Source organism: Stenotrophomonas maltophilia R551-3, from assembly GCF_000020665.1.
Lineage (GTDB): Bacteria > Pseudomonadota > Gammaproteobacteria > Xanthomonadales > Xanthomonadaceae > Stenotrophomonas > Stenotrophomonas maltophilia_L.
The window spans coordinates 1,656,299-1,679,394 of record NC_011071.1; the positions used below are offsets into that span (position 1 = coordinate 1,656,299).

The 23,096-nt window shown below is 65.5% G+C and carries 15 protein-coding genes and 1 tRNA gene; 10 read left to right on the plus strand and 6 right to left on the minus strand.

All coding sequences use genetic code 11. The features are described from left to right. Positions 1 to 27: 27 nt before the first annotated feature. The 7 genes from ubiB (at position 28) to SMAL_RS07620 (ending at position 7,689) form a co-directional block, all read left to right on the plus strand. On the plus strand, positions 28 to 1,710 hold the full coding sequence (gene ubiB / locus SMAL_RS07590) for a 2-polyprenylphenol 6-hydroxylase (RefSeq protein WP_041864637.1): 1,683 nt from the start codon (positions 28 to 30) through the stop codon (positions 1,708 to 1,710). A 219-nt stretch (positions 1,711 to 1,929) separates the two neighbouring features. Further along, on the plus strand, positions 1,930 to 2,565 hold the full coding sequence (lexA, locus tag SMAL_RS07595; protein WP_012510665.1) for a transcriptional repressor LexA: 636 nt from the start codon (positions 1,930 to 1,932) through the stop codon (positions 2,563 to 2,565). Positions 2,566 to 2,769: 204 nt separating this feature from the next. Next, a complete protein-coding gene (gene recA, locus SMAL_RS07600) occupies positions 2,770 to 3,807 on the plus strand; it encodes a recombinase RecA (protein WP_012510666.1) in 1,038 nt (345 codons plus the stop codon). A gap of 110 nt (positions 3,808 to 3,917) precedes the next feature. After that, positions 3,918 to 4,409: a recombination regulator RecX gene (recX, locus tag SMAL_RS07605; RefSeq protein WP_012510667.1), complete on the plus strand. Its 492-nt coding sequence runs from the start codon at positions 3,918 to 3,920 to the stop codon at positions 4,407 to 4,409. A gap of 109 nt (positions 4,410 to 4,518) precedes the next feature. After that, complete coding sequence (gene alaS / locus SMAL_RS07610) at positions 4,519 to 7,167, plus strand: alanine--tRNA ligase (RefSeq protein WP_012510668.1); 2,649 nt, start codon at positions 4,519 to 4,521, stop codon at positions 7,165 to 7,167. 147 nt (positions 7,168 to 7,314) lie between these two features. Next, the gene (gene csrA / locus SMAL_RS07615) at positions 7,315 to 7,518 is read left to right on the plus strand and encodes a carbon storage regulator CsrA (RefSeq protein WP_004152909.1); all 204 of its coding nucleotides are present in this window, start codon (positions 7,315 to 7,317) and stop codon (positions 7,516 to 7,518) included. 78 nt (positions 7,519 to 7,596) lie between these two features. Further along, positions 7,597 to 7,689 (plus strand) — tRNA-Ser (locus tag SMAL_RS07620). Between the two features lie 120 nt (positions 7,690 to 7,809). Here SMAL_RS07620 and SMAL_RS07625 read toward each other — a convergent pair. Next, positions 7,810 to 10,140, minus strand: coding sequence for a TonB-dependent receptor (locus tag SMAL_RS07625; RefSeq protein WP_012510669.1), 2,331 nt, complete (start codon positions 10,138 to 10,140; stop codon positions 7,810 to 7,812). Positions 10,141 to 10,279: 139 nt separating this feature from the next. Between SMAL_RS07625 and SMAL_RS07630 the strand changes: the two genes are divergently transcribed. Together SMAL_RS07630 and fauA are read left to right on the plus strand one after the other, a co-directional pair. Continuing rightward, on the plus strand, positions 10,280 to 11,218 hold the full coding sequence (locus tag SMAL_RS07630) for a helix-turn-helix transcriptional regulator (protein WP_012510670.1): 939 nt from the start codon (positions 10,280 to 10,282) through the stop codon (positions 11,216 to 11,218). 111 nt (positions 11,219 to 11,329) lie between these two features. After that, the gene (fauA, locus tag SMAL_RS07635; RefSeq protein WP_012510671.1) at positions 11,330 to 13,501 is read left to right on the plus strand and encodes a TonB-dependent alcaligin siderophore receptor FauA; all 2,172 of its coding nucleotides are present in this window, start codon (positions 11,330 to 11,332) and stop codon (positions 13,499 to 13,501) included. Between the two features lie 17 nt (positions 13,502 to 13,518). On the opposite strand, the gene SMAL_RS07640 is transcribed toward fauA, so the two are convergent. The 4 genes from SMAL_RS07640 to SMAL_RS07655 all read right to left on the minus strand — a co-directional run bounded on the left by SMAL_RS07640 (position 13,519) and on the right by SMAL_RS07655 (position 19,590). Continuing rightward, the gene (locus SMAL_RS07640; protein ID WP_012510672.1) at positions 13,519 to 14,625 is read right to left on the minus strand and encodes a YdcF family protein; all 1,107 of its coding nucleotides are present in this window, start codon (positions 14,623 to 14,625) and stop codon (positions 13,519 to 13,521) included. Continuing rightward, positions 14,625 to 17,120 carry a TonB-dependent receptor gene (locus tag SMAL_RS07645; protein WP_012510673.1) on the minus strand — a complete coding sequence of 832 codons (2,496 nt, stop codon included), beginning with the start codon at positions 17,118 to 17,120 and terminating at the stop codon, positions 14,625 to 14,627. The genes SMAL_RS07640 and SMAL_RS07645 overlap by 1 nt, the downstream gene beginning before the upstream one ends. Before the next feature lie 86 nt (positions 17,121 to 17,206). Then, positions 17,207 to 18,364 (minus strand): ROK family protein, encoded by a 1,158-nt coding sequence (locus SMAL_RS07650; RefSeq protein WP_012510674.1) that lies wholly within the window; start codon positions 18,362 to 18,364, stop codon positions 17,207 to 17,209. Beyond that, positions 18,361 to 19,590 carry an MFS transporter gene (locus SMAL_RS07655; protein ID WP_041864499.1) on the minus strand — a complete coding sequence of 410 codons (1,230 nt, stop codon included), beginning with the start codon at positions 19,588 to 19,590 and terminating at the stop codon, positions 18,361 to 18,363. The genes SMAL_RS07650 and SMAL_RS07655 overlap by 4 nt, the downstream gene beginning before the upstream one ends. A 189-nt stretch (positions 19,591 to 19,779) precedes the next feature. Here SMAL_RS07655 and SMAL_RS07660 point away from each other — a divergent pair, with 189 nt between their 5' ends. Further along, the gene (locus SMAL_RS07660; RefSeq protein WP_012510676.1) at positions 19,780 to 20,262 is read left to right on the plus strand and encodes a hypothetical protein; all 483 of its coding nucleotides are present in this window, start codon (positions 19,780 to 19,782) and stop codon (positions 20,260 to 20,262) included. A gap of 51 nt (positions 20,263 to 20,313) precedes the next feature. Here the strand turns inward: SMAL_RS07660 and aceE are convergent, their stop codons facing one another. Continuing rightward, complete coding sequence (gene aceE, locus SMAL_RS07665) at positions 20,314 to 22,986, minus strand: pyruvate dehydrogenase (acetyl-transferring), homodimeric type (RefSeq protein WP_012510677.1); 2,673 nt, start codon at positions 22,984 to 22,986, stop codon at positions 20,314 to 20,316. Positions 22,987 to 23,096 lie beyond the last annotated feature (110 nt).

Sequence of the window (23,096 nt, forward strand, 5' to 3'; positions counted from 1 at the left end):
CTCCGGTAATCGTCCGGAGCACGCATGATGTGGGAAACGCTGGGCACGGTCCGTGACCTGGGCCGACTGCAGGAAATCGCCGTCGTCCTGATCCGCTATGGCTTCGGCGACGTGGTGCGGCGCATCGGCCTGGCCACGGTGCTGGAACGGGCAGGGCGCCTGCTGCACTGGAACGAAGAGCGCCAGGAACTGCTGCGGATGACCGCACCGGTGCGCGTGCGCAGCGCAATGCAGGATCTCGGCCCGACCTTCGTCAAGCTTGGCCAGGTGCTGGCGACGCGCGTCGACCTGCTGCCGCCGGAATGGATCGCCGAGCTGTCCGAACTGCAGAACGCAGTGCCGGCGTTGCCGTACGCGGAAATCCGCGAGCAGCTCGAGTCCGACCTCGGTGCGTCGCCGCAGGAGGTGTTCGCCTTCCTTGATGAAACGCCCATGGCTGCGGCTTCGCTGGCGCAAGCCCATCGCGCGCGACTGCAGGACGGCCGGGAGGTGGTGCTGAAGGTGCGTCGCCCCGGCATCCGCGATGTGGTCGAGGCCGATCTGCGTCTGCTTGCCCGCCTTGCCGAGATCGTTGAAGCCCGCCTGCCGGACCTGCGCCGCTATCGTCCGGCCGAGGTCGTGCAGCAGTTCACCGTTTCATTGCGCCGCGAGCTGGATTTCGCCGCCGAGTGCCGCAACGCCGAACGCATCGCGCGCAACTTCAAAGGACGCGACGACATCCTGATCCCCAGCGTGCACTGGCAGTGGACCTGTGAAAGCCTGAACGTGCAGGACTTCGTTGATGGCATTCCCGGCCGCGACCTGGCCGGCGTCGATGCGGCGGGGCTGGATCGGCGCGAACTGGCGCGGCGTGGTGCTGACATCGTGCTGAAGATGGTGTTGGAGGACGGCAGCTTCCACGCCGATCCGCATCCGGGAAACATCATCTACCTGCGCGACGGCCGCATCGGCGTGATCGATTTCGGCATGGTCGGTGCGCTGTCGGAAGTGCGTCGTTTCCAGGTCGCGCAGCTGCTGCACGGGCTGGTCGAGCAGGACCCGCAGGGCGTGGCCGACGTGCTGCTGGACTGGGCCGGCGGCGTGGAAGTGGACGAAAACCGGCTGCAGCACGACATCAGCCAGTTCGTCGACCAGTACCGGGGCGTGCCGTTGAAGGACCTGCGCATCGGCCTGATGCTGGGCGACATCACCCAGTTGCTGCGCAGCTACAGCCTGACCCTGCCGGCCGATCTGGCGCTGATGATCAAGGCGTTCCTGACCCTGGAAGGCATGGGCCGGCAGTTGGACCCGGATTTCGACATGGCCAGCGCCGCGCGCCCGTTCCTGGAGCGGGTGGTGCTGCAGCGTTATGCGCCCAAGGCGCTGCTCAAGCGTGGCCGGCGCAGCCTGCTGGGCCTGGTCGATTTCGCCGGTGAACTGCCGCGCGACCTGCGCAAGCTGGTCCAGGCCGCGCGCCGTGGGCGCCTGCAGCTGAAGGTGGAAACCACAGCGTTGCAGGGCTTCGGCGAACAGGTCAACCGCGCCGCCAACCGGCTGGTGATGGGCATCGTTACCGCCGCTCTGATCATCGGCTCATCCATCGTGATGCACAGTGTAGGTGGCGTCTCCAGCCGCTGGCTGCTGGCGCTGGGCGTGTGCGGCTTCATCGGCGCCGGCTTCTGCGGCGTCTGGATCCTGTTTTCGATCTGGAGAAGCGGCAAGCACACATAGTGTGCTTGCCGCAGCGGTTCCCAACGGGAACCGCGGAATCGCCCAGCGATTCCTGTAGAGCCGACCGCTGGTCGGCTGCTTTTGCTCTCGCCTTTGCTTCTGCCTCTGCCAGCCGGGCCAAGCCCGGCGACGATCGCCGAGCATGGCTCGGCACCACAGATGCCGCCGTGTCGCCCACGGCACTTGCAGTCCCGCTAGTTAGTAGTAATACTACTAATCATGGACCTGACCGACACCCAGCAGGCGATCCTGCAGTTGATCGCCGAGCGTATCGAGAGCGAAGGCGCACCGCCGTCGCAGACTGAAATCGCGCGTGCATTCGGCTTCAAGGGCGTGCGCGCGGCCCAGTACCACCTGGAAGCCCTGGAGCAGGCCGGTGCGATCCGTCGCATTCCGGGCCAGGCCCGTGGCATCCGCCTGGTGCAGGCGCCACCACTGGAGAAGCTGGCCGAGCCGGGCCTGCCCGACAACGTCCTGCGCCTGCCGGTGCTCGGCCGGGTCGCAGCGGGCCTGCCGATCGGTGCGGACATCGGCTCGGATGATTTCGTGGTGCTGGACCGGGTGTTCTTCTCGCCGGCGCCGGATTACCTGCTCAAGGTGCAGGGCGATTCGATGATCGACGAGGGCATCTTCGACGGTGACCTGATCGGCGTGCATCGCACCCGCGACGCCCATTCCGGGCAGATCGTAGTGGCCCGCATCGATGACGAGATCACCGTCAAGCTGCTGAAGATCGCCAAGGACCGTATCCGCCTGCTGCCACGCAACCCCGACTACAAGCCGATCGAGGTGCTGCCGGACCAGGACTTCTCGATCGAAGGCCTCTATTGCGGCCTGCTGCGGCCCAACCGTTGACCTGTTCCATAGCGCATTACCCCGCGGTCTTTTGTGGCGATTCTCTGGTTCCACTGAGGTTGGTACGGATGTCCGATAATTCTTTTCAGAGCGCCGGGCAGAATCTCAGCCTGTGCGATACGTCCGACTTAAAGTGAGCCCATGGCAAAGAAGACCCCCAAAGACAGCACCTCCAACGACACGACCTCTGCAAGGACCAATCCGATGGACGAGAACAAGAAGCGCGCCCTCGCTGCAGCTCTGGGCCAGATCGAAAAGCAGTTCGGCAAGGGCTCGGTGATGCGCATGGGCGACCGTGTGGTCGAACCCGTCGAAGCCATCCCGACCGGTTCGCTGATGCTCGACATCGCGCTCGGCATTGGTGGTCTGCCGAAGGGCCGTGTCGTTGAGATCTATGGTCCGGAGTCGTCGGGCAAGACCACCTTGACCCTGCAGGCCATCGCCGAGTGCCAGAAGCTGGGCGGCACCGCAGCCTTCATCGACGCCGAGCATGCGCTGGATCCGATCTACGCCGCCAAGCTGGGCGTCAACGTGGACGACCTGCTGCTGTCGCAGCCGGACACCGGCGAGCAGGCGCTGGAAATCGCCGACATGCTGGTCCGTTCGGGCTCGGTGGACATCCTGGTGGTCGACTCGGTTGCCGCGCTGACCCCGAAGGCCGAAATCGAAGGCGAGATGGGCGACCAGCTGCCGGGTCTGCAGGCCCGCCTGATGAGCCAGGCGCTGCGCAAGCTGACCGGCAACATCAAGCGCTCCAACACCCTGGTGGTCTTCATCAACCAGCTGCGCATGAAGATCGGCGTGATGATGCCGGGCCAGAGCCCGGAAGTGACCACCGGCGGCAACGCGTTGAAGTTCTATGCCTCGGTGCGCCTGGATATCCGCCGTATCGGCGCGATCAAGAAGGGCGACGAGATCATCGGCAACCAGACCAAGATCAAGGTCGTCAAGAACAAGCTGGCGCCGCCGTTCAAGCAGGTCATCACCGAGATCCTGTACGGCGAAGGCATCAGCCGCGAAGGCGAACTGATCGACATGGGCGTGGATGCCAAGCTGGTCGAGAAGGCCGGCGCCTGGTACAGCTACGGCGAAGAGCGTATCGGCCAGGGCAAGGACAATGCCCGTGGCTACCTGCGCGACAACCCGACCGTCGCCGCCAAGCTCGAAGCCGAGCTGCGCGAGAAGTTCCAGCCGTCTGAAGCTGCCCGCGAAGAAGGCGATGACGAAGGCGACGACGAATAAGGCTTGCTGTGGGGCAGGGTGGCGCCGTCAGTGACGTCGCCCTGCTCCGCAGGTTCGAATCGCCCATGGACGGGCAGGGCGCCACGGATGGCGCCACCCCTGGAGCACCGATGTCCGACGCCGAAGACATTCCCACCGGCCGCAAGCGCCGGCCGCGTGAGCAGACCCCGGTACAACGGGCGCTGGGCCTGCTGGTCCGCCGCGAACACTCGCGCAAAGAGCTGACCCGCAAGCTGACCGCCCGTGGCATCGAGGATGAGGCCGCGCAGGCTGCTGTTGCCAAGCTGACCGAGGCGGGCTGGCAGGATGACGCCCGCTTTGCCGAGAACCTGGTGCGGATGCGTGCCAATACCGGCTACGGGCCGATCCACGTGCGCGCCGAGCTCGGCACCCATGGCCTGGACAGCGAGGCGATCGCCGCGGCGATGGACAGCTATGAAGGCGACTGGCAGGAGAACGCCCGCGACCTGGTCCGCCGCCGCTTCGGCGAAACCGGCCCGCAGGACCTGGCGCAGCGTCGCAAGGCTGCGGACCTGCTGGCCCGACGGGGCTTCGACGGTGACAGTATCCGCCGCGCGACCCGCTACGACCCGGATGACTGAGACTGGCGGCGCCGGGCCTGATACCCTTTAGGTTTTCGGCGGTCCCGCGCGACCCTGGCCATTGCGGCCGGTGGTCCGGGTCCGCCGGCCCGCCGACTGCCAGCCCCCAATGAACGCATCCGCCAAATTCACGACTTCCCAGATCCGCAGCGACTTCCTTGAATTCTTCAAGGGCAAAGGCCACACCATCGTGCCGTCGGCGCCGCTGGTGCCGGGCAATGATCCGACCCTGCTGTTCACCAATTCCGGCATGGTGCAGTTCAAGGACGTGTTCCTTGGCGCGGAGAAGCGCAGCTACGTGCGCGCGGCCGACGTCCAGCGCTGCCTGCGCGCCGGCGGCAAGCACAACGACCTTGACCAGGTCGGCTACACCGCACGTCACCATACTTTCTTCGAAATGCTGGGCAACTGGTCCTTTGGCGACTACTTCAAGAAGGACGCGATCGCCTGGGCATGGGAGCTGCTGACCCAGGTCTGGAAACTGCCGGCCGAACGCCTGCTGGTCACCGTCTACCAGACCGACGACGAAGCGTATGCGCTGTGGCGCGACATGGTCGGCATCCCGGAAGAGCGCATCGTGCGCATCGGTGACAACAAGGGTGCGCCGTTTGCCTCGGACAATTTCTGGCAGATGGCCGATACCGGCCCGTGCGGCCCGTGCACCGAGATCTTCTACGACCACGGCGACCACATCGCCGGTGGCCCCCCGGGTTCCCCGGATGAAGACGGCGACCGCTTCATCGAAATCTGGAACCTGGTGTTCATGCAGTTCGATCGCCAGCCCGACGGCACCCTGGTGCCGCTGCCGGCACCGTGCGTGGATACCGGCATGGGCCTGGAGCGCCTGGCGGCGATCCTGCAGCACGTGCACACCAATTACGAGATCGACCTGTTCCAGGCGCTGATCCGCAAGGCGTCCGAACTGACCGGCACCGCCGATCTGGAGAACAAGTCGCTGCGGGTGATCGCCGATCACATCCGTGCCTGCTCGTTCCTGATCGTCGACGGCGTGCTGCCGTCCAACGAAGGCCGCGGCTACGTGCTGCGCCGTATCATCCGCCGCGCCCTGCGCCACGGCTGGATGCTGGGTGTGCGCCAGCCGTTCTTCAGCAAGCTGGTGCCGACCCTGGTCGAGCAGATGGGCGAGGCCTATCCGGAACTGCCCGCGGCGGCCGATACCGTCACCCGTGCGCTGCAGGCCGAGGAAGAGCGTTTCGCTGAAACCCTCGACGCCGGCATGAAGATCTTCGAAGACGTTGCCGGCAAGGCCAGCAATGGCGTGATCCCCGGCGTTGACGCGTTCCGCCTGTACGACACCTATGGCTTCCCGCTCGACCTGACCCAGGACATCGCCCGCGAGCGCGACCTGACCGTCGACATCGCTGGCTTCGATGCGGCGATGGAGCAGCAGCGCGAAACCGCGCGCGCGGCAGGCAAGTTCGGCGGTGGCGTGACCCTGCCGGCCGAGCTGGTGGCGACCCTCAGCCCGACCCGCTTCCTCGGCTACGACCGCCTGCAGGCCGACGGCCTGACCGTGCTGGCCGTGCTCAAGGACGGCCGTCCGGTGCAGTCGGCCAATGCCGGCGATGCGGTCATCGTGATTACCAACCAGACCCCGTTCTACGCCGAGTCCGGCGGCCAGGTCGGCGACACCGGCGTGCTGACCGGCAACGGCGTGCGCCTGGCGGTGGAAGACACCCAGAAGTTCGCAGGTCAGTTCCATGGCCACGTCGGCATCCTGTCCGAAGGCGGCCTGAAGGTTGGTGACGTGCTGTCCGGCCAGGTCGATGGCGAGCGCCGTGGCGCCACCATCCTCAACCACTCCGCCACCCACCTGCTGCATGCCGCCCTGCGCGAAGTGCTGGGTACCCACGTGCAGCAGAAGGGCTCGATGGTGGCGCCGGATCGCCTGCGCTTCGACTTCTCGCACTTCCAGCCGATCAGCGCGGAAGAGCTGGCCGTGATCGAGCGCAAGGTCAACCAGCAGGTGCGTGCCAACAACGCTGCCGAAGTGCACAACATGGGCATGCAGGAAGCGCTGGACTTCGGCGCGATGGCCCTGTTCGGCGAGAAGTACGGTGAGCACGTGCGCGTGCTGAAGATGGGTGACTACTCCACCGAGCTGTGCGGCGGTACCCACGTCAACCGTACCGGCGACATCGGCCTGTTCAAGATCACCTCCGAGGGCGGCGTCTCCGCTGGCGTGCGCCGCATCGAGGCCGTCACCGGCCAGGGTGCCCTGGACTACGTGGATGCCGAAGAGGCCCGCTTGGCCGAGGCCGCCGACCTGCTCGGCGGCAGCGCTGCCGACGTGGTCGAGAAGATCCGCGCCCTTGGCCAGCGCCAGAAGCAGCTGGAACGCGAGCTGGAGTCCGTGAAGGCCAAGGTTGCCGCTGGCGCCACCGCCGACCTGTCCGGCCAGGCCGTCGAGGTTGCCGGTGTGAAGGTGCTGGCGGCGCGCCTGGAAGGCTTCGACGCCAAGGCCCTGCGTGACGCCATGGACCGCCTGAAGCAGCAGCTGGGCGACGCGGTGATCGTGCTGGCCGGTGCCCAGGACGGCAAGGCCGCCCTGGTCGCGGGTGTGAACGGCAGCGCAATGGGCAAGGTCAAGGCCGGGGAACTGTTGTCCCATATCGCCGGTCAGATCGGGGGCAAGGGCGGCGGACGCCCGGACCTCGCCCAGGGTGGTGGCGAGGACGGGCCCGCCCTTGCCACCGCGCTGGCTGCCGTCGTCGAATGGGTCAGCCCCCGCCTGTGATGAACCGCGCCGTCCCCCTCCTTGTAGGAGCGGGACGGCTGACGGTACCATTGCGAATCTTTTCCCTTTGTCGTGGTAGCGCTTCTTGACGGAGCGTCAAGCCGGTGGGGGATACCCTTCCACACGGTTCCATGGAGACTTACAAAAATGTTGATCCTGACTCGCCGCGTCGGCGAAACCCTGATGATCGGTGACTCGGTGAGCGTCACCGTGCTTGGCGTCAAGGGTAACCAGGTGCGTATCGGCATCACTGCGCCGAAGGACGTCGCTGTGCATCGCGAAGAGATCTACCAGCGCATCCAGCGTGGTGACGAAGCCGGTGGCACCGGCAGTGAAAATTCTGCCGAATAACGCTTTACCTTCGCACTCGATTAACGTTATGATTCACGCCCCGCTGAGGTGCAACGCACCAGACGCGGAGAAAACCCCGGAGTGATGCCCGAGCGGCTGAAGGGGCTCCCCTGCTAAGGGAGTATAGGGTCAAAAGCTCTATCGAGGGTTCGAATCCCTCTCACTCCGCCAGATGCAAAGAAGCGCCTGCAGATCCTCGATCTGCAGGCGTTTTTCTTTGCTCCAATACTCATCTCTGAAGCACCATCCACCGATCATCGATCAGTGGATGGTGGCGGATCCATTGTCCGCTCAGAGCTTCACCGTTACACCCACCTGGAAACCACGCCCCGGCAGCGGCGCGATGTATTTCAGCGGCGAGTTGTGCGGCCGTGCTTCCTCATTGAGCAGATTGCTGCCATTGATGAACACTTCCATGCCGGCGATGAAGCTGTTGCGCACCGGCAGTTCGCGGCTGACCTGCAGGTCGACTATGTTGAACGCATCCAGTGGCACTTCCTCGCTGACATTGCGGCCGAGGTACTTCTGGGTGTCGTAGTAGGTGCTGGACAGCTGCGCCTTCCAGCCCTCGCGCTGCCACTGCAGGTTGGCGCCGTAGCGGTTGGTCGGCATGTTCGGCAGGTACTCGCCGTCATTGTGGGCGCGCAGCGAATCGGGGTGGTCGGCCTTGTTCTTCACCAGGTCGGCGAAGGCGGAGACATTCAACGAACCATAGCGGCCCAGGTCCACGGCCTGCGACACGTCGATCTCGAAGCCCTTCACCGTGGTGTCGGTCTGCTTCCAGTACTTCAGCGGCAGGCGGTTGGCGGTCTGCAGGCCGGAGTAGCCGAGGTAGAGATAATTCTCGTACTTCATCCGGTACGCGGTTGCCGATAGTTCGAAACCACCGAGGTGGAACAGGCCGGTCAGCTCCAGGTTCTTCGCGCGTTCCGGTTCCAGATTCTGGTTGCCTTCTTCCTGGGTCATCACCGAGTAGTGCGCGTTGCTGGCATACAGCTCGTTGATCTCCGGGGCACGCTGTGAAGACGAGTAACGCACCTTGGCCGCGAACATCGGCCCCAGCTCGACATACGAGCCCAGGCTGTAGCTGTTGAGCCGGTAGTCGCGGTCCTGCAGTTTCGTGTTGGAAGCATTGCGCGCGGTCTTGAAGCGGCTGGGCTGCAGCTCGTGATCCACGCGTTCGTGGCGCACGCCTGCGTCGAAGCTGGCCCAGCCGAAGTCCAGCGTTTCCTTCAGGAACACCGCGTTACTGCGGGTGTCGACGTCAGGCAGGTAGCGCAGCGAGCCGCTGCCGGTGACATCACGCGACTGATGGCTGAAACCGAGCTGGCCGCTGAGCGGGCCAACCCGCTGGTGGCTCAGCAGCAGCTCGGCCTGGGTGCTCTCGAAGTCGTAGTCGTTGGCTTTCTTTGCGCCCAGCCGCTCACCGGAGGTGTTGTCCAGCTTCGAGACCCGCAGCTCGGCGCGTTCAACGTAGGGCAGCGGATCGCGCAGCAGGGCTTCCAGTGCGTAGCGCTGCTGCTTGATCACCACGCCCACCGGCAGGCCGTCGGCGTAGTTGGAGCCGAACGACAGGTTCTGCATCGAAAAACCCGGCACGCCGTACTCGCTGTCCTTGGCATCAATGCTGACACCGACGTAACCGCGGTCGAAGAACAGCGTCGAACCGAAGGCCACCTGCGAATTGCGTGCATAGCTGTTGCCCAGCCGGTGGTGGTAGTCGGGAGTCACATCGTTGTTGATCTGCTTCTGCACGTATGAAGGCGTGCCTGCGACGTAGGCCGGGTTGACCGGATTGACGTAGGTGCGGCGCTGCCAGACCGATGTCGGATTGTTGGTGTAGAAGGAGAAATCACCATCGGCCCAGTCAGGGTTCTCGGTCATGAACTGGTCGATGTAGGGTTGCGAGGCCTTGTTGTAGATCTGCTGGACGCGCGCCTCTTTCTGGCAGGCGTCGGCCAGCGCCGAGTTGACGCCCCCGCCTGCCGGGAACAGCCCGGTGTTGCAGACGCTGGCCTTGCTGTTGCCGGGGATGTCGTAGTGCGAGATGCGCTGCCGCGACACCTGCAGATTGGTGGAGATGTTGCGCTGGTTGTTGAAGTTCATGCGGAAGCCCTGCGCGTCGGCCGCGTTGAAGCCCTTGCGCAGGACCAGTTCCATCGACTGATCCTTGTCTTCCATGCTGCGCGAGATCAGGCCCGAGTCGATCTCCACGCTGCCGCCGATCGCATTGCCCCCATAGCGCACGGTGTCGGAGGACTTGTTGACGGTGACGCTGCGTACGAACAGCGGATCGAACGGGATGTTGATGTCACCGCTGATCGCGTTCATGCCCAGGATGGACTGGCCGTCCTGCAGGATCTGCACGCGGTTGCCGCTGAGGCTGCGGATGACCGGGGCGCCCGCATTCGGCCCGAAGGCGCTGCTCTGCACACCGGAGACGTGTTCGAGCAGGCCGCCGAGGGTGCGGTTCTGCGCCTGCGGGTTGTCCACGGTGACCCGGCTGTCGATGCGGGAGGGCTGCGAGGCCTGCACCTGGAGGGTGGGAAGGGTAGGTTCGTCCGCAGCCTGGGCGTTGTGAACGACGAACAGAATGGCGGCAGCAAGCAGGTGGCGACGCATGGAACGCTCCGTGAAAAAGATGTGAAATGTTATAACGTAACTATTTGTATCGGCAAGGGCAGATCGGGCCTTGCCACGAAGGCTGGAGATGAGAGCGGTTCTCATATGACAATGGCACTGGATTTCCCTCAGGCGCCCCATGCACACCCTTACCCTTGCCGACCTGGACCGCTTGGGCCGCAGCAGTGGTTTCCGCTATCGGCTGCCAGCACTCGCGTCCGCCGCCGATTCGGGCGTGCTGTGCGTGGTCGAGGGCAGGGTGGAACAGCGCTGCTTGCGCCCTGGCATCAGCCTGGCGCTGTCGGACGTGGTCGCGCACCAGCCGTTCGAGGCGACTTCGGAGGCCCCCCCGCCGTTCGCTGCGATCGTGATGCTGGAAGGTCGTGCCGGAGCACGCCTGGCAGGGCAGGCCGTGATCGGCATGAACCGCGGCGCCGGCGCGATGGTGTTGGCCGATGCCGCGCCGATGACTGCGATCCATCCGGCCGGCCAACGGATGCGCAGTCTGAATGTCTCGCTGGATGCACCGGCCGAGATGGATGATCCGGTGATCAGCGATCTGTTGTTGCAGGCTCGTCGCCATGGTCGGCGGCGGCTGCACAGTTGGCAGGTACCCGCGCATCTTGAACACGCCGCCGAACAGTTGCTGTCGGGGACCTGGCAAGGCGCGATGCATGCGCTGCTGTGCGAGGGTGTGGGACTGCAGATGCTGGCGATGGCGTTGGGTGCGTCTGCACAGGACGCGCTGCCGGATCTGCGTGTTTCACCGCGCGACCGCCGCATGCTGCAACGGGTGATCGACTGCCTGCAGGCATCACCTGCGGCTGACCACCGGCTGGAGGATCTGGCCCGCGTGGCCTGCATGAGCCCGAGCAGCCTGCGCCTGAAATTCCAGCAGGTGCACCACTGTTCGGTATTCGCGTGGTTGCGCGAGCGACGCCTGCAGTTGGCCTGCGAGCAACTGCGGCAGGGCTGCAGCGTGCAGCAGGCCGCGCATTTCGTCGGCTACCGGCATGCCACCAATTTCGCGACTGCGTTCCGGACGCGCTACGGCATCGCCCCCAGCCAGATCCGCTGAGTCCGGATCGCGGCTGGCAGTGCGCATACGCGTGCTGCGTGGGCGCATACGTGCGCTCACGCTCAAATGACAATAATTCTCATCCAGCCTTTCCCTCCCGCTGGATCTCCCATGCCTGCCTGTTTCCGCCCGTGTGCCCTGGCCACCGCCATCGGCACGACCCTGGCGCTGTTCAACGCTGCCCACGCCGCCGAACGCATTCCCTCCGTAACGCCTTCCCAGCTCCCAACCGTGCAGGTCACGGCCGACCTCGATGGCAGCACCGAAAGCTCGCGCTCCTACACCACCGATTCCATGGGCACGGCGACGGGGCTGTCGCTGACCTCGCGACAGACGCCGCAGTCGGTCAGCGTGGTCACCCGCCAACAGATCGAGGACCGCGGGCTGCTGAGCACCGCCGACGCCTTGTCGACCGCCCCGGGCATCTCGGTCACACGCAGCGATGCCAACCGCTATTCGTTCTCGGCGCGCGGCTTCGACATCGACAACTACCAGTTCGATGGCGTGGTGATGCCGGTGCTGTCGCCATGGAATTTCGGCGAGAACAATCTGGACATGGTGGTGTACGACCGTATCGAGATCGTGCGCGGTGCCAACGGCCTGATGACCGGTGCCGGTAATCCCTCGGCGGCGGTGAACTACGTGCGCAAGCGCCCGCTGCGTGAATTCGCTGCCAGTGGTGGCATCAGCCTCGGCAGCTGGGACGCGCGCCGTGCCTGGGTGGATGTGTCCAGTCCGTTGAGCCGGGAAGGACGTGTGCGCGGGCGCGTGGTCGCTGCGCAGGCAGAGGGCGACAGCTACACCGCTGGCCTGGACAGCACCGCGAAGACGCTCTACGGCGTGGTCAGCGTGGACCTGGGCGAGGACACCGGATTGATCGCCGGTATCTCCTACCAGGGCAACGACAACCGTGGCTTCGGCAGCGGCTTCGCGCTGTTCAACGCCGATGGCACGCGTACCCGTTTCGACCGCTCGGTATCAGCCACCGCGCCGTGGGCACGGATGACCACCGATACCCGCAACGGCTTCTTCGACTTCAACCATCGTTTCGGCAACGACTGGCAAGCGCGCGTGTCCTACAGCCGCTCGCATACCGACATGGAAATGAAGCATCTCTATCGCGGTGGCTACCCCGATCCGGCTACCGGCGCCATGCCCAATGGCAACAGCTTCACCCGCTACGACGGTCCGGTGCGCCGAGAAGCGATCAGTGCCAGCCTGTCCGGTCCGTTCCAGCTGTTCGGCCGCCAGCACACTGCGTCCATCGGCTGGTCGCGCTCACGCGATGAAATCGCGCTGGGGCAGTACCGCGCACTGGCACCGCTGCCGCCGTTGGCCAGCTATCTGGACTGGCACGGGCCGGGCACGCCGGAGCCGATCTGGGCCAGCAGCAAGACCCAGGCCGATGACCTGGACAACCAGCAGAGCGGTGCCTATGCCGTCGCGCGGCTGTCGTTGGCCGATTCGCTGCACGTGATCGTCGGTGGCCGCCTGAGCAACTGGGAGACCGACCAGGTGTACTTCGGAGCCAAGCGCAAGTACCGCTACCGCAACGAGTTCGTACCCTATGCTGGCGTGGTCTGGGACATCAACAACTACAGCAGCGTGTACGCCAGCTACACCGGTATCTTCAAGCCGCAGAACAACCGCAATGAATCCGGGCAGATCCTCGATCCGGTCCGCGGCCGAAGCTACGAGCTGGGCCTCAAGGGCAGCTGGCTGCAGGAGCGTTTGAACGCCTCAGCGGCGTTGTTCCGCACCCAGCAGGACAACCTGGCCGAAGCCACCGGCGGGCTGGTCGAAGGCAGCACGCAGGCGGCCTACCGCGCGGTGAAGGGCGCAACCGTGGACGGTCTGGAACTGGAACTGGCCGGCGAGCCGCTGCCGGGCTGGAGCCTGGGCACCAGCTTCACCACCTTCATCGCGCAGGACGCGCAGGGCCGGGCGATCAATACCGCCAAGCCGCGCAGCCTGTTCAAGCTGTTCACCACCTGGCGCCTGCCAGGTGCCTGGGACCAGCTGACGATCGGCGGTGGCGTGGACTGGCAGAACCGCATGTACCAGACCGCCACCGCGCCCGGAAATCGCCGGGTGCCCGTGGAGCAGCCCAGCTACGCACTGGTGAACCTGATGGCGCGCTACCAGTTCAGTTCCAACGTGTCGGCGGCGGTCAACATCAACAATCTGTTCGACCGCCACTATTACTCGCAGATCGGCTTCTACAACCAGGGCTGGTACGGTGCACCGCGAAACGTGATGCTCACGCTGAAGGTCGGCTACTGAGGATGACGTCGCGCCCTTCAGGGATCCAATGGATCCATCGGATCGATGCGCAGCGATTCGGGCGCTGGCACGAAGGTGATCGCGTACGGCGAAATGCGTGAACCGACCTTGCCTGGAACGTAGCCCAGCTCACGACGGTTGCGCTCGCTGAATCCGCTGCTGGCGACCGAATCGATATGCGATGGGCTGCTGACCACCAGTGCCGGTTGCCGTGGCGGTGCCTGCAGGGCCGCCAGCAACCGGGCTGCGTTGCGCAGGTTGGTGGTGGTGTGGCGGGCATAGGGCTCGATGAGGATCGCCTCTGCGGGAATGCCGAAGCGCGCGATCAGCGCTTCGCGCATCTGCACGGCTTCGACGCTGCGGGTGCCGCGCGGATGCACGGCGCCGCCAGAGACGATGATGAAAGGCGCATCGCCCGCTGCATAGCGCTGCGCAGCGGCTTTCAGGCGCAGCTTGCTGCCGGCGCTGAGCGGGGTGGTCAGCTCGTCTGGGCCCTGCCCAAGCACGATGATCGATGTGTATGGATGCGCGGTCCAATCCAGCTGCCGCGCGCGTGCGAATGGCGCGGCGTTCATTCCCGCGCTGATGGGCTCGAAGCGGATCGCATCGAGGCGGTCATTGGCATCAAGCAGGCCCACCGCCACCGCGATGCTGCGATCGAATGCGGTGTAGGCCGCGGCGGCGTCCACCTCGCTCATCTGCATGGCAATGGCAGCATCGCCAGCCAGGCGCGTGCTGCCCGCCGCGCCGACCGGGCCGTCGACGGCGTCGTAGCGGGGCGGCTGGCCGTGGCCGTAGACGGAGAGGATGTTGTTGAGGCCCGCCAGCTCCCTTTCGATGGCTGCAGCGCGCGCCGGAACCGCGGCGCTCAACAGGCCCGCCTGCGCGGGCGTCCAGCGTGCGGCCTCGAGTGTGCAGGCAGTGGTCCGGCAGGCCGACAGCTGCTGCATGCGTTCGGCCAGGGCGGCGCGCGCACGATCGGGCAACGTATCGTGATTCAGCTGCACGAGGGTCGGAAACAAGCGCGAGGCGAGGGCCGCGCTGTCGCGGTCGTCGGCGGCTGCCGCAAGCGGCAGCACAGCCGTGGCCAGCAGGGCGAGGGACAAGCTCAATCGTCGGTGCATCACCAGCTCCTGCTCACCATCAGGCGGACGTTGCGGCCGAACAGCGGCCGTCCATAGATTGCCTCGGCCGAACCCTGGCCAGCCAGTGCATCGGTACGGGTGTTGCCCTCGGTGAGCCCCTTTTCATTGGTCAGGTTGTCGCCCACCAGCTGTGCGCCCCAGTTGCCGCGCTTCCATGAAATGCCCAGGCCCAGGGTCTGGTAGGCCGGCAACGCGGTCTGGTTGAACAGATCGACATACGATTTGCCGACCACGTCATAGCGCAGCCAGGTCTCGAACTGGTCCTGGCCGTGCTGGAAGCTGAAGGTCGGCCGCAGGTTGCCGTAGAGCTTGGGCTCGCGGACGATCTGCTTGCCGTTGACCGCGGCCGGATCGGCGCCGGAATCGTTCTGCAGGCTGTCGTACTGCGGATCGCTGACCGTGATCGAGCCGGCGATGCTGAACCAGTCCAGCGGCCGGAACATGCCATCCAGCTCGATGCCCTTGGAGACGGCGGTGCCGATGAAGGGCACCGACTGGTCATTGCGGCCGGTCGTCGGATTGAAGGCGACGAAGGACGCATTGAGTGGATCGAACTTGGTGTAGAACGCGGTCAGGTAGAGATAGGACCGGCCGAACCCGGCCTTCAGGCCCAGCTCGTACTGGTCCAGCTGGGTCTGCACGATGGTGGGGTCGATCGAGCGCGCCACCGACGAATTGGGAACGATCTCCATGTGCGAGACGCGGGCGTAAGCACCCACTGAAGTGGTGAAATCGAAGTTCGCACCCACGGTCCAGTTGGTCGCGGACGGATTCAGGCGATGGTTCTGGACGACGCCGGTGAACCGGCGCGTGGTGTTGTCGGCCAGTGTGTTGCGGTCGCCGAGGTCGACCTGGGCAGTCTGCTCGGCATAGCCCTCGTAGCGGTAGCGCTCATGGCGGATGCCGGCATCAAGCTTGAAGCGGTCCGACAGTGCCCACGTGTCATTGGCATACACCGCGAACATGCGGGCATCGACCTTGCCGCGATTGAGAGTGGTGGTGTAACGCAGCGTGCCCTTGTCGGTGACATAGCCCAGTGGGGCGCCATCGTTACCGTAGGCCACCAGATCAAGCAGGCGTGGCTTGCCGCGCATCTCCATCAGCATGTCCTGGTACAGGCTGAAGGACGTGGTGCCGAAGAAGGCGGTGTAAGCGCCGATGTTCAGATCGTGATTGCCCCAGGCCGTTTCAAACAGCCGCGTCGCACCCAAATCGGCCTGACCGGAGTAGAAGTCCGAATCAGCAGCACGGTACTGGGCTGAGATCACCAGGCCGGAGTCGGCGTAGGGATCGTAGGCAGTGGCGCCGTTGCTGCCGGCCAGCGCGTAGCCCATCCGCGCGACACCGGCACCGAAGGCGGTACGGGCCGCGCCCAGATAGCCGTTGGCGAAGCTGCGTGCGTCGACCGGATTGGTGGTCGAGTACAGCGCGTCGAAGGTATTACGGCCCTTGGTGTAGCCGGATTTCAGCGAGATCGTCCAATCGCTGGCGGTGTTCTCGTACTGGAAGCCGATGTTGCCGAAGCGCATGTGGCGTCCATCGGCCAGATCGCGGTTCATGCCCTGCAGGACACCGCCGCCATCGAGGTACTTCAGGTTGACACTGCGCAGCGAGGGCGAGTTCAGGGTGCCGTCGAAATAGTCGATGTACGGGTCCAGCGGAACGCTGGGATTGCGCGGATCGGCGACCGGGATCGGCAGGTAGAACGTATTGTGGTCATCAACGAAGGTACCGCTGACCTTGAACCAGCTGGTGTCGTCGAAGTAGTGCTTGATGTTGCCCCTGATCTGCCCGCCCTTGTCATTGGGGAAGCCGTTGTCGCGGTAGCCATCGTGCTGACGCAGGAATCCACCGACCGCATAGAAGGTGTCCTTGCCCAGCGCGCCCGACTGGTACATCTCACCGCGGTACAGGCCGGTATCGCCGATGGTCAGCTGCGCCTTGCCGTGGGTGTCTTCGGAACCCTCGGCCAGGATGTTGTTGACGATGGCACCACCGCTGCTCGCATAGATCGGTGCGGGGCCACCACGTACGATCTCTACCCGCTGGTTCATCACGTCGAACCGGTTCATGCCGTCGCCGGAATTGAAGAAGTGGCCGTCCAGCTCCTGGTAGAGCGGCAGGCCGTCCTGCTGGAAGGCAATGAAGCCGCGGTCAGTGGGAATGCCACGCAGCCGGGTGATGTTCTGTACTTCACCACCGGTGGCCTCGACATGGATGCCGGGCACCGACCCGAGCAGGTCGGCGTAGCTTTTCGGTGCGAGCTTCTGCACGTCTTCGCGGCTGAGTGAATTGACCGCGAAGGATGCATCGAAGCGACGCTGGGTGCGTGCCGCACCGGTAACCACCACCGCATCCAGTGTTGCTGCGTCGGCCGTGTCTTGCTTCTGCACCGGTGTGTCCTGCGCCGTTGCAGTGCCGTGCAGGGATATCAGGACCAGGGAGATGCCCAGGACCAGGGGGCTGATGTTCATCGTAGGGCGGCCATGCAGGGAAGGGGGACCGCTGCACGGTAGGTCCGGGCGATGACGGAATTGTTTACTTCGGCGGAAATAAACAATTAAGCGGCGGCATCGGCACCCAGCTGGTGGATCGGCAGCAGGGCCGCGCCCACCGATACCGCAGACCCTCCCAGCCGCGACACATGCACCTGCGGCAGGCGCAGGCTGTCCAGCGCACTGCTCCAGCGTGCAGGCTGCTGCAGGTGTTGCCCCAACACTTCCAGCACCTGCCTCGGCAGTGAGCCGGACAGGATCACGGCGCCAGGATCGAGCCACGCCACACCGGTATTGGCGGCCGCGCCCAACTGGTTCCCCGCGCGTTCGGCCCAGGCGCTGATGATGCCGGCATGGGTTTCCAGGCAGGACTCCAGTTCGAACAGTGAGGGAATGCCGGCGCCGGCCTCGCGCAACGTGGCCAGCAGGTCGATGCCCGAGGGACGCGGTGCGTCCATGCGGAACAAGCGACCGATATCCCCGGCATTGCCGAACTCACCGCGCATCACGTCGCGCCGATGGATCACGCCGCCGCCCACGCCGTGGCCGACATACAGCAGCAGCGCCGAGGCGCAGTCCCGGATCAGTCCGCTGTCGTAGTACTCCGCCAGCGCCGCCAGGGTCGCATCGTTCTCCACCCAGACCGGGAAACCGAAGTAGTCTTCGAAGAACTGGTCGTTGTCGATATCGCGCCAACCGTGCAGCCAGTCCACCGCGTGCCTGCGCGCCGGCCCGGTTTCGACCACGGGCCCGGGAACCGCCACGCCGAGGCCCAGGAAGCGCGCGCGCATGAGCCCAGTGCGGCTGGTAAGGCTGCGCAGGCGCTGGTCCACTGCGTGCACGAAGTCGTAGGGATCTGCGCTGTCGAATGCGGTTGCATCGCGGGCGATGAGCTGGCCGGCAAAATCCACCAGCGCGATCTCCAGCCAACCGGGATGTACCGTGGCACCGGCGGCATAGCCGCCCCGCCCGGACAGCGCCAGTGGCACCGAGGGTCGGCCGCGCTGGCCATCGGACAGTTGCCCCTGTTCCTCGATCACCTCCAGCATCAGCAGTTCACGCGCCAGGCGGGTCAACGCGCCGTTGTGCATGCCCAGCTGGTGGGCAATGGTGATGCGGGGAACGGCGCCCATCGTGCGCAACAGCCAGATGATGCGCTTGTGGTCGGCATCCAGCGCGATCAGCGGTTTGCGGCGCAGCCGCGATGTGGGGGCCAGGTTCATGGGTGCAGGCCCTCGGTACGTGGCAGCGCGACCGGCCAGGCCAATGCGGCCAGCGACAGCAGGCTGCCGACGGCAACCAGCGAGACCAGTGCGGCAGAGGTGACCGGATCACCGGCCTGTATGCCGGGCAGCAGCTGGCCCAGCAGCAACGAGGAGGCGGCAATGGACAGTTTCATGGTTCCAGTGAGCAGGGCAAAACAGCTCAGGTCATCCTCACGTCCGCTGCGGGCGGCATGGCGACGGGCGATCAGCGCGGTGCGCCGCCACAGGACCAGGCCGACACTGGCCACCGCCGCCCCATGGACAGCGGCACACGCAATCGCTACAGGCAGGGAGGGCTTGGCCTGGTAAACGCAGACGGCAGCGATGGCCAGCACCGACATCAGCGCAATGAGGCCTGTCTCGCTGCACAGTGGGGGGCGCAGGCGCAGATGGAGCCAAGGCGCGACCACCATGCCCGCGACCATGGCGAAGGTCAGCGCTGCACCCTGGTCGGCAAAGGGAAACAAGCGCCCGGCCAGGCCCACCAGCGCCGTTTCTGCCGCTGCAGCCAGCAGAACCGGCAGCAGTGCCGGCAGCGGCAGGGCGCCGGCAACGGGCCTGATGGCTGTGGCCGGCTGTGCGGGCGTGGCGACGCAGGCCAGGGGAAGCGCGGCGGCCACGATCAGGATGCCGATGATCATGCAGATCAGCAGCGCGCTGCCACTGCCTGCGGATGCAGGTGAACCGACCACGCCGAACAGTGCTGCAGCGATGCACAGCTTGGAGATCGGTACCACCACAGCGCGGGCGGAAACGTAGCGCATGGCCTCGTTCTCGTCGCGGGGCAACAGCGACGTCAGTGCATTCTGGGCTACGTCGTAAACCGCGTAGCAGGTACGGAACAACAGCGAGGCGGCCAGCAGCGGCAGGAAGGCGGGCTCGGTCGCGCTGCTCGGGCTGAACAGCAGGCAAGCGCTGGCGGCGGTGCCGAGCCCGCCGATGAGCTGCAGGCGCAGGGCGAGGCGCTGCTGGTTGCGAAGGCGGGTGAATACGGCGGCCAGCAGCAGGTCGAGAACGCTGCTGTAGGCCAGTGAGATGGCCAGCAGTTGGCCGGTGTGGGCAGCAGACAGTCCCAGCCGGACGTGCAGGTAGTAGCCCAGCGCCAGGTCCACGAACGACCAGGACAGAGTGCGGGCGAAGTGGCCGGCGGCATAGAGCTGCCGCGGCGATGGCTGCGCGTTCAACGCTGTTTTGGGGGGAGGAGGCCGGAGATCCGGGATCGTTCTACTACCCCTGTGTGACAGCGGCCTGACATGGCGCGAGGTCGGCCATTCAGCGAGTGGCTTGCAGCGCATGCCGTGGGCGAGCAGCATTGATCGTGCTGCGCCCCGCAACGCCTCACGCAGAGCCTTCTTCGCCGAATGGAGCAACGTATGAAGCTGTTGTCCGCTGTGTTGTTGTCTGCGCTTTCACTCCCCGCCGTTCCGGCGCTGGCAATGGAGGTATCTCCTTCGCCGCTGTTGGGGCGCTGGTCGCTGGATATCGCTACCTCGGCGCTGCCGCAGGCGCAGCGTCCAAAGCAGGTAGTACTCGAATTCAAGGATGCCGGTGGCGGCCGCTGGAGTTCGCACGTGGACATCGTGCTGCACGATGGCAATACCATGAAGTCCGATGGCACGCTGGCGCTGGATGGCACGCCAGGTCCCCTGTCCGGTACCTACGGTGCGGACAAGGCCAACCTGAAGCTGCCGGCACCGAACACCCTGGTGATGCAGCTGGTGGACCATGGTACGCCGGCCTCCACCCGCATCTACACCGTGGCGGCCGATCGCTCGACGATGACCGAGACCAAGGCGTTCTACGGCCACGACGGTACGCCGATCCTGCAGACCAACCTGTTCAAGCGGATGCCCTAGCGTTGCCGCCGGCACCACGCCCGCAGAACGGGCGTGGTGAATGCAGCAGTCTTACACCGCCGCCGGATCGCGCTTGCCGGTGTCGATGCCGTACTTTTCGATCGCCTCCTGCATCCGCGAACGCTCGATGCGGCCCTCATCGGCCAGTGATTTCAAGGCCGCCAGTACGATGAAGTGGCGATCCACTTCGAAGAACGTGCGCAGCGACTCACGCGTGTCGGAGCGGCCGAAACCATCGGTGCCCAACGCGGTGAAGCGGCGGTCGTTGATGAAGGGACGGATCTGGTCGCCGACGATCTTCATGTAGTCGGTGGCAACCACCACCGGGCCTTCATGGCCCTGCAGGCACTGCTGCACGTAGGGTACGCGTGGCGCCTCGGCCGGATGCAGCAGGTTCCAGCGTTCGGCGGCCAGGCCGTCGCGGCGCAGTTCGGTCAGGCTGGTCGCGCTCCACACATCGCTGGCGACGCCGAAGTCCTGCTGCAGCAGTTCCGCCGCGGCTTCCACTTCGCGCAGGATCGAGCCGCTGCCCATCAGCTGCACGCGTGGCTGCGAGGCGGCATCGGCGGCTGCCGGGCGCAGCAGGTAGAGGCCCTTCAGGATCCCAGCCTCGGCGCCCTCGGGCAGTGCCGGTTGCGGGTAGTTCTCGTTGAGTACGGTGATGTAGTAGTAGATGTCTTCCTGCTCGACGTACATGCGGCGCAGGCCGTCGTGGATGATCACCGCGAGCTCGTAGTTGTAGGTCGGGTCGTAGGACACGCAGCTCGGGATCACCGACGACAGCACGTGGCTGTGGCCGTCATCGTGCTGCAGGCCTTCGCCCATCAGCGTGGTACGGCCGGAGGTGGCGCCGAGCAGGAAGCCGCGGGTGCGCGCATCGGCGGCGGCCCAGGCCAGGTCGCCGACGCGCTGCAGGCCGAACATCGAGTAGAAGATGTAGAACGGAATCGTCGCCAGCCCGTGGTTGCTGTAGGCGGTACCGGCGGCGATCCACGAACAGATCGCACCGGATTCGTTGATGCCTTCCTGCAGGATCTGGCCGTCCTTGGCTTCCTTGTAGTAGCTCAGCTGGCCGGCATCCTGCGGGGTGTACAGCTGGCCCAGGTACGAATGGATGCCGATCTGGCGGAACAGGCCTTCCATGCCGAAGGTGCGCGATTCATCGGGCACGATCGGAATCACCAGCTTGCCCAGTTCCGGGTCCTTCAGCAGGCTGGTGAGGATGCGCACGAAGCCCATGGTGGTGGACTGGCCGCGATCGCCGCTGCCCTGCAGCTGGGTGTTGAAGATCGACAGCGGCGGCAGCGGCAGCGGATCGACCTTGGCCAGGCGCGCCGGCAGCTGCCCGCCTTGGATGCGGCGGCGTTCGGCGAAGTAGGTCGCCTCGGCGCTGCCCGGCTCCGGACGCAGGTACGGCATTTCCTCCAGCTGCTCATCGCTGACCGGCAGGTTGAAACGGTCGCGGAACGCACGCACCGCGTCGGCGCTCATCTTCTTCAGCTGGTGGTTGATGTTCTGGCCTTCGCCGGCTTCGCCCATGCCGAAACCCTTGACCGTCTTGGCCAGGATCACGGTCGGCCGGCCGCTGGTATTCACGGCCTGCTGGTAGGCGGCGAACACCTTCTGCGGATCATGGCCACCACGTGCCAGCGCCCAGATGTCGTCGTCGCTCATGTGCGCGACCAGCTCCAGCAGCTCGGGGTAGCGGCCGAAGAAATGCTCGCGTACGTAGGCACCGTTCTGCGACTTGAAGGTCTGGTAGTCGCCGTCCACGCATTCCATCATGCGCTGGCGCAGCAGGCCGCTGTGGTCGCGGGCCAGCAGCTCATCCCAGCCACTCCCCCAGATCAGCTTGATCACGTTCCAGCCGGCCGCGCGGAAGGTGCCTTCCAGTTCCTGGATCACCTTGGCGTTGCCGCGTACCGGTCCGTCCAGGCGCTGCAGGTTGCAGTTCACCACGAACACGATGTTGTCCAGCCGCTCGCGGCCGGCCAGCGAGATCGCCGCCAGCGATTCGGGCTGGTCCATCTCACCGTCGCCGAGGAAGGCCCAGACCTTGCGGCCCTGGTGCTCCTTCAGGCCGCGGTACTCGAGGTAACGCATGTAGCGTGCCTGGTAGGCGGCGGTCAGCGGGCCCAGCCCCATCGATACGGTGGGGAACTGCCAGAACTCCGGCATCAGGCGCGGGTGCGGATACGAGGACAGGCCTTCGCGGCCCGCTTCGCGGCGGAAGTTGTCCATCCGCGCCGGATCGATGCGGCCTTCCACATAGGCGCGTCCGTAGATGCCTGGCGCTGAATGACCCTGGATGTAGATCATGTCGCCGTCGAAAGTGTCGGTGCGGCCTCGGAAGAAATGATCGAAACCCACGTCATACAGCACTGCCGCCGACTGGTAGGTGGCGATGTGGCCGCCGACGTTGGAATGCTTGCCGGCACGCAGCACCATCACCATCGCATTCCAGCGGATCATCGCGTTCAGGCGGCGCTCGATGGCCAGGTCACCTGGATAGGCCGACTGGCGCTCGGGCGGAATGGTGTTGACATAGGCGGTCCACGCGCGGGTATGCAGGTCGCCGTGCTGCTGCGCATCCAGTTCGCTCAGCTGGTCGATCAGGTAGTGCGCGCGGGGCCGGCCGCCGGCCTGCATCACCGCCTCCAGCGATTCACGCCACTCCTGCGTTTCCAGCGGGTCGGTATCGAAGGGAATGAGGGCTTGATTCATGGCTGTCTCCAGAAGGCGCCGGTCGGACTACTGCCTGGGCGACAACACCGGCAGGGCGCACAGCACTGGAGCGGGGTCGCAACGGCGGGGCCGTGACGCGAAGGGCGACC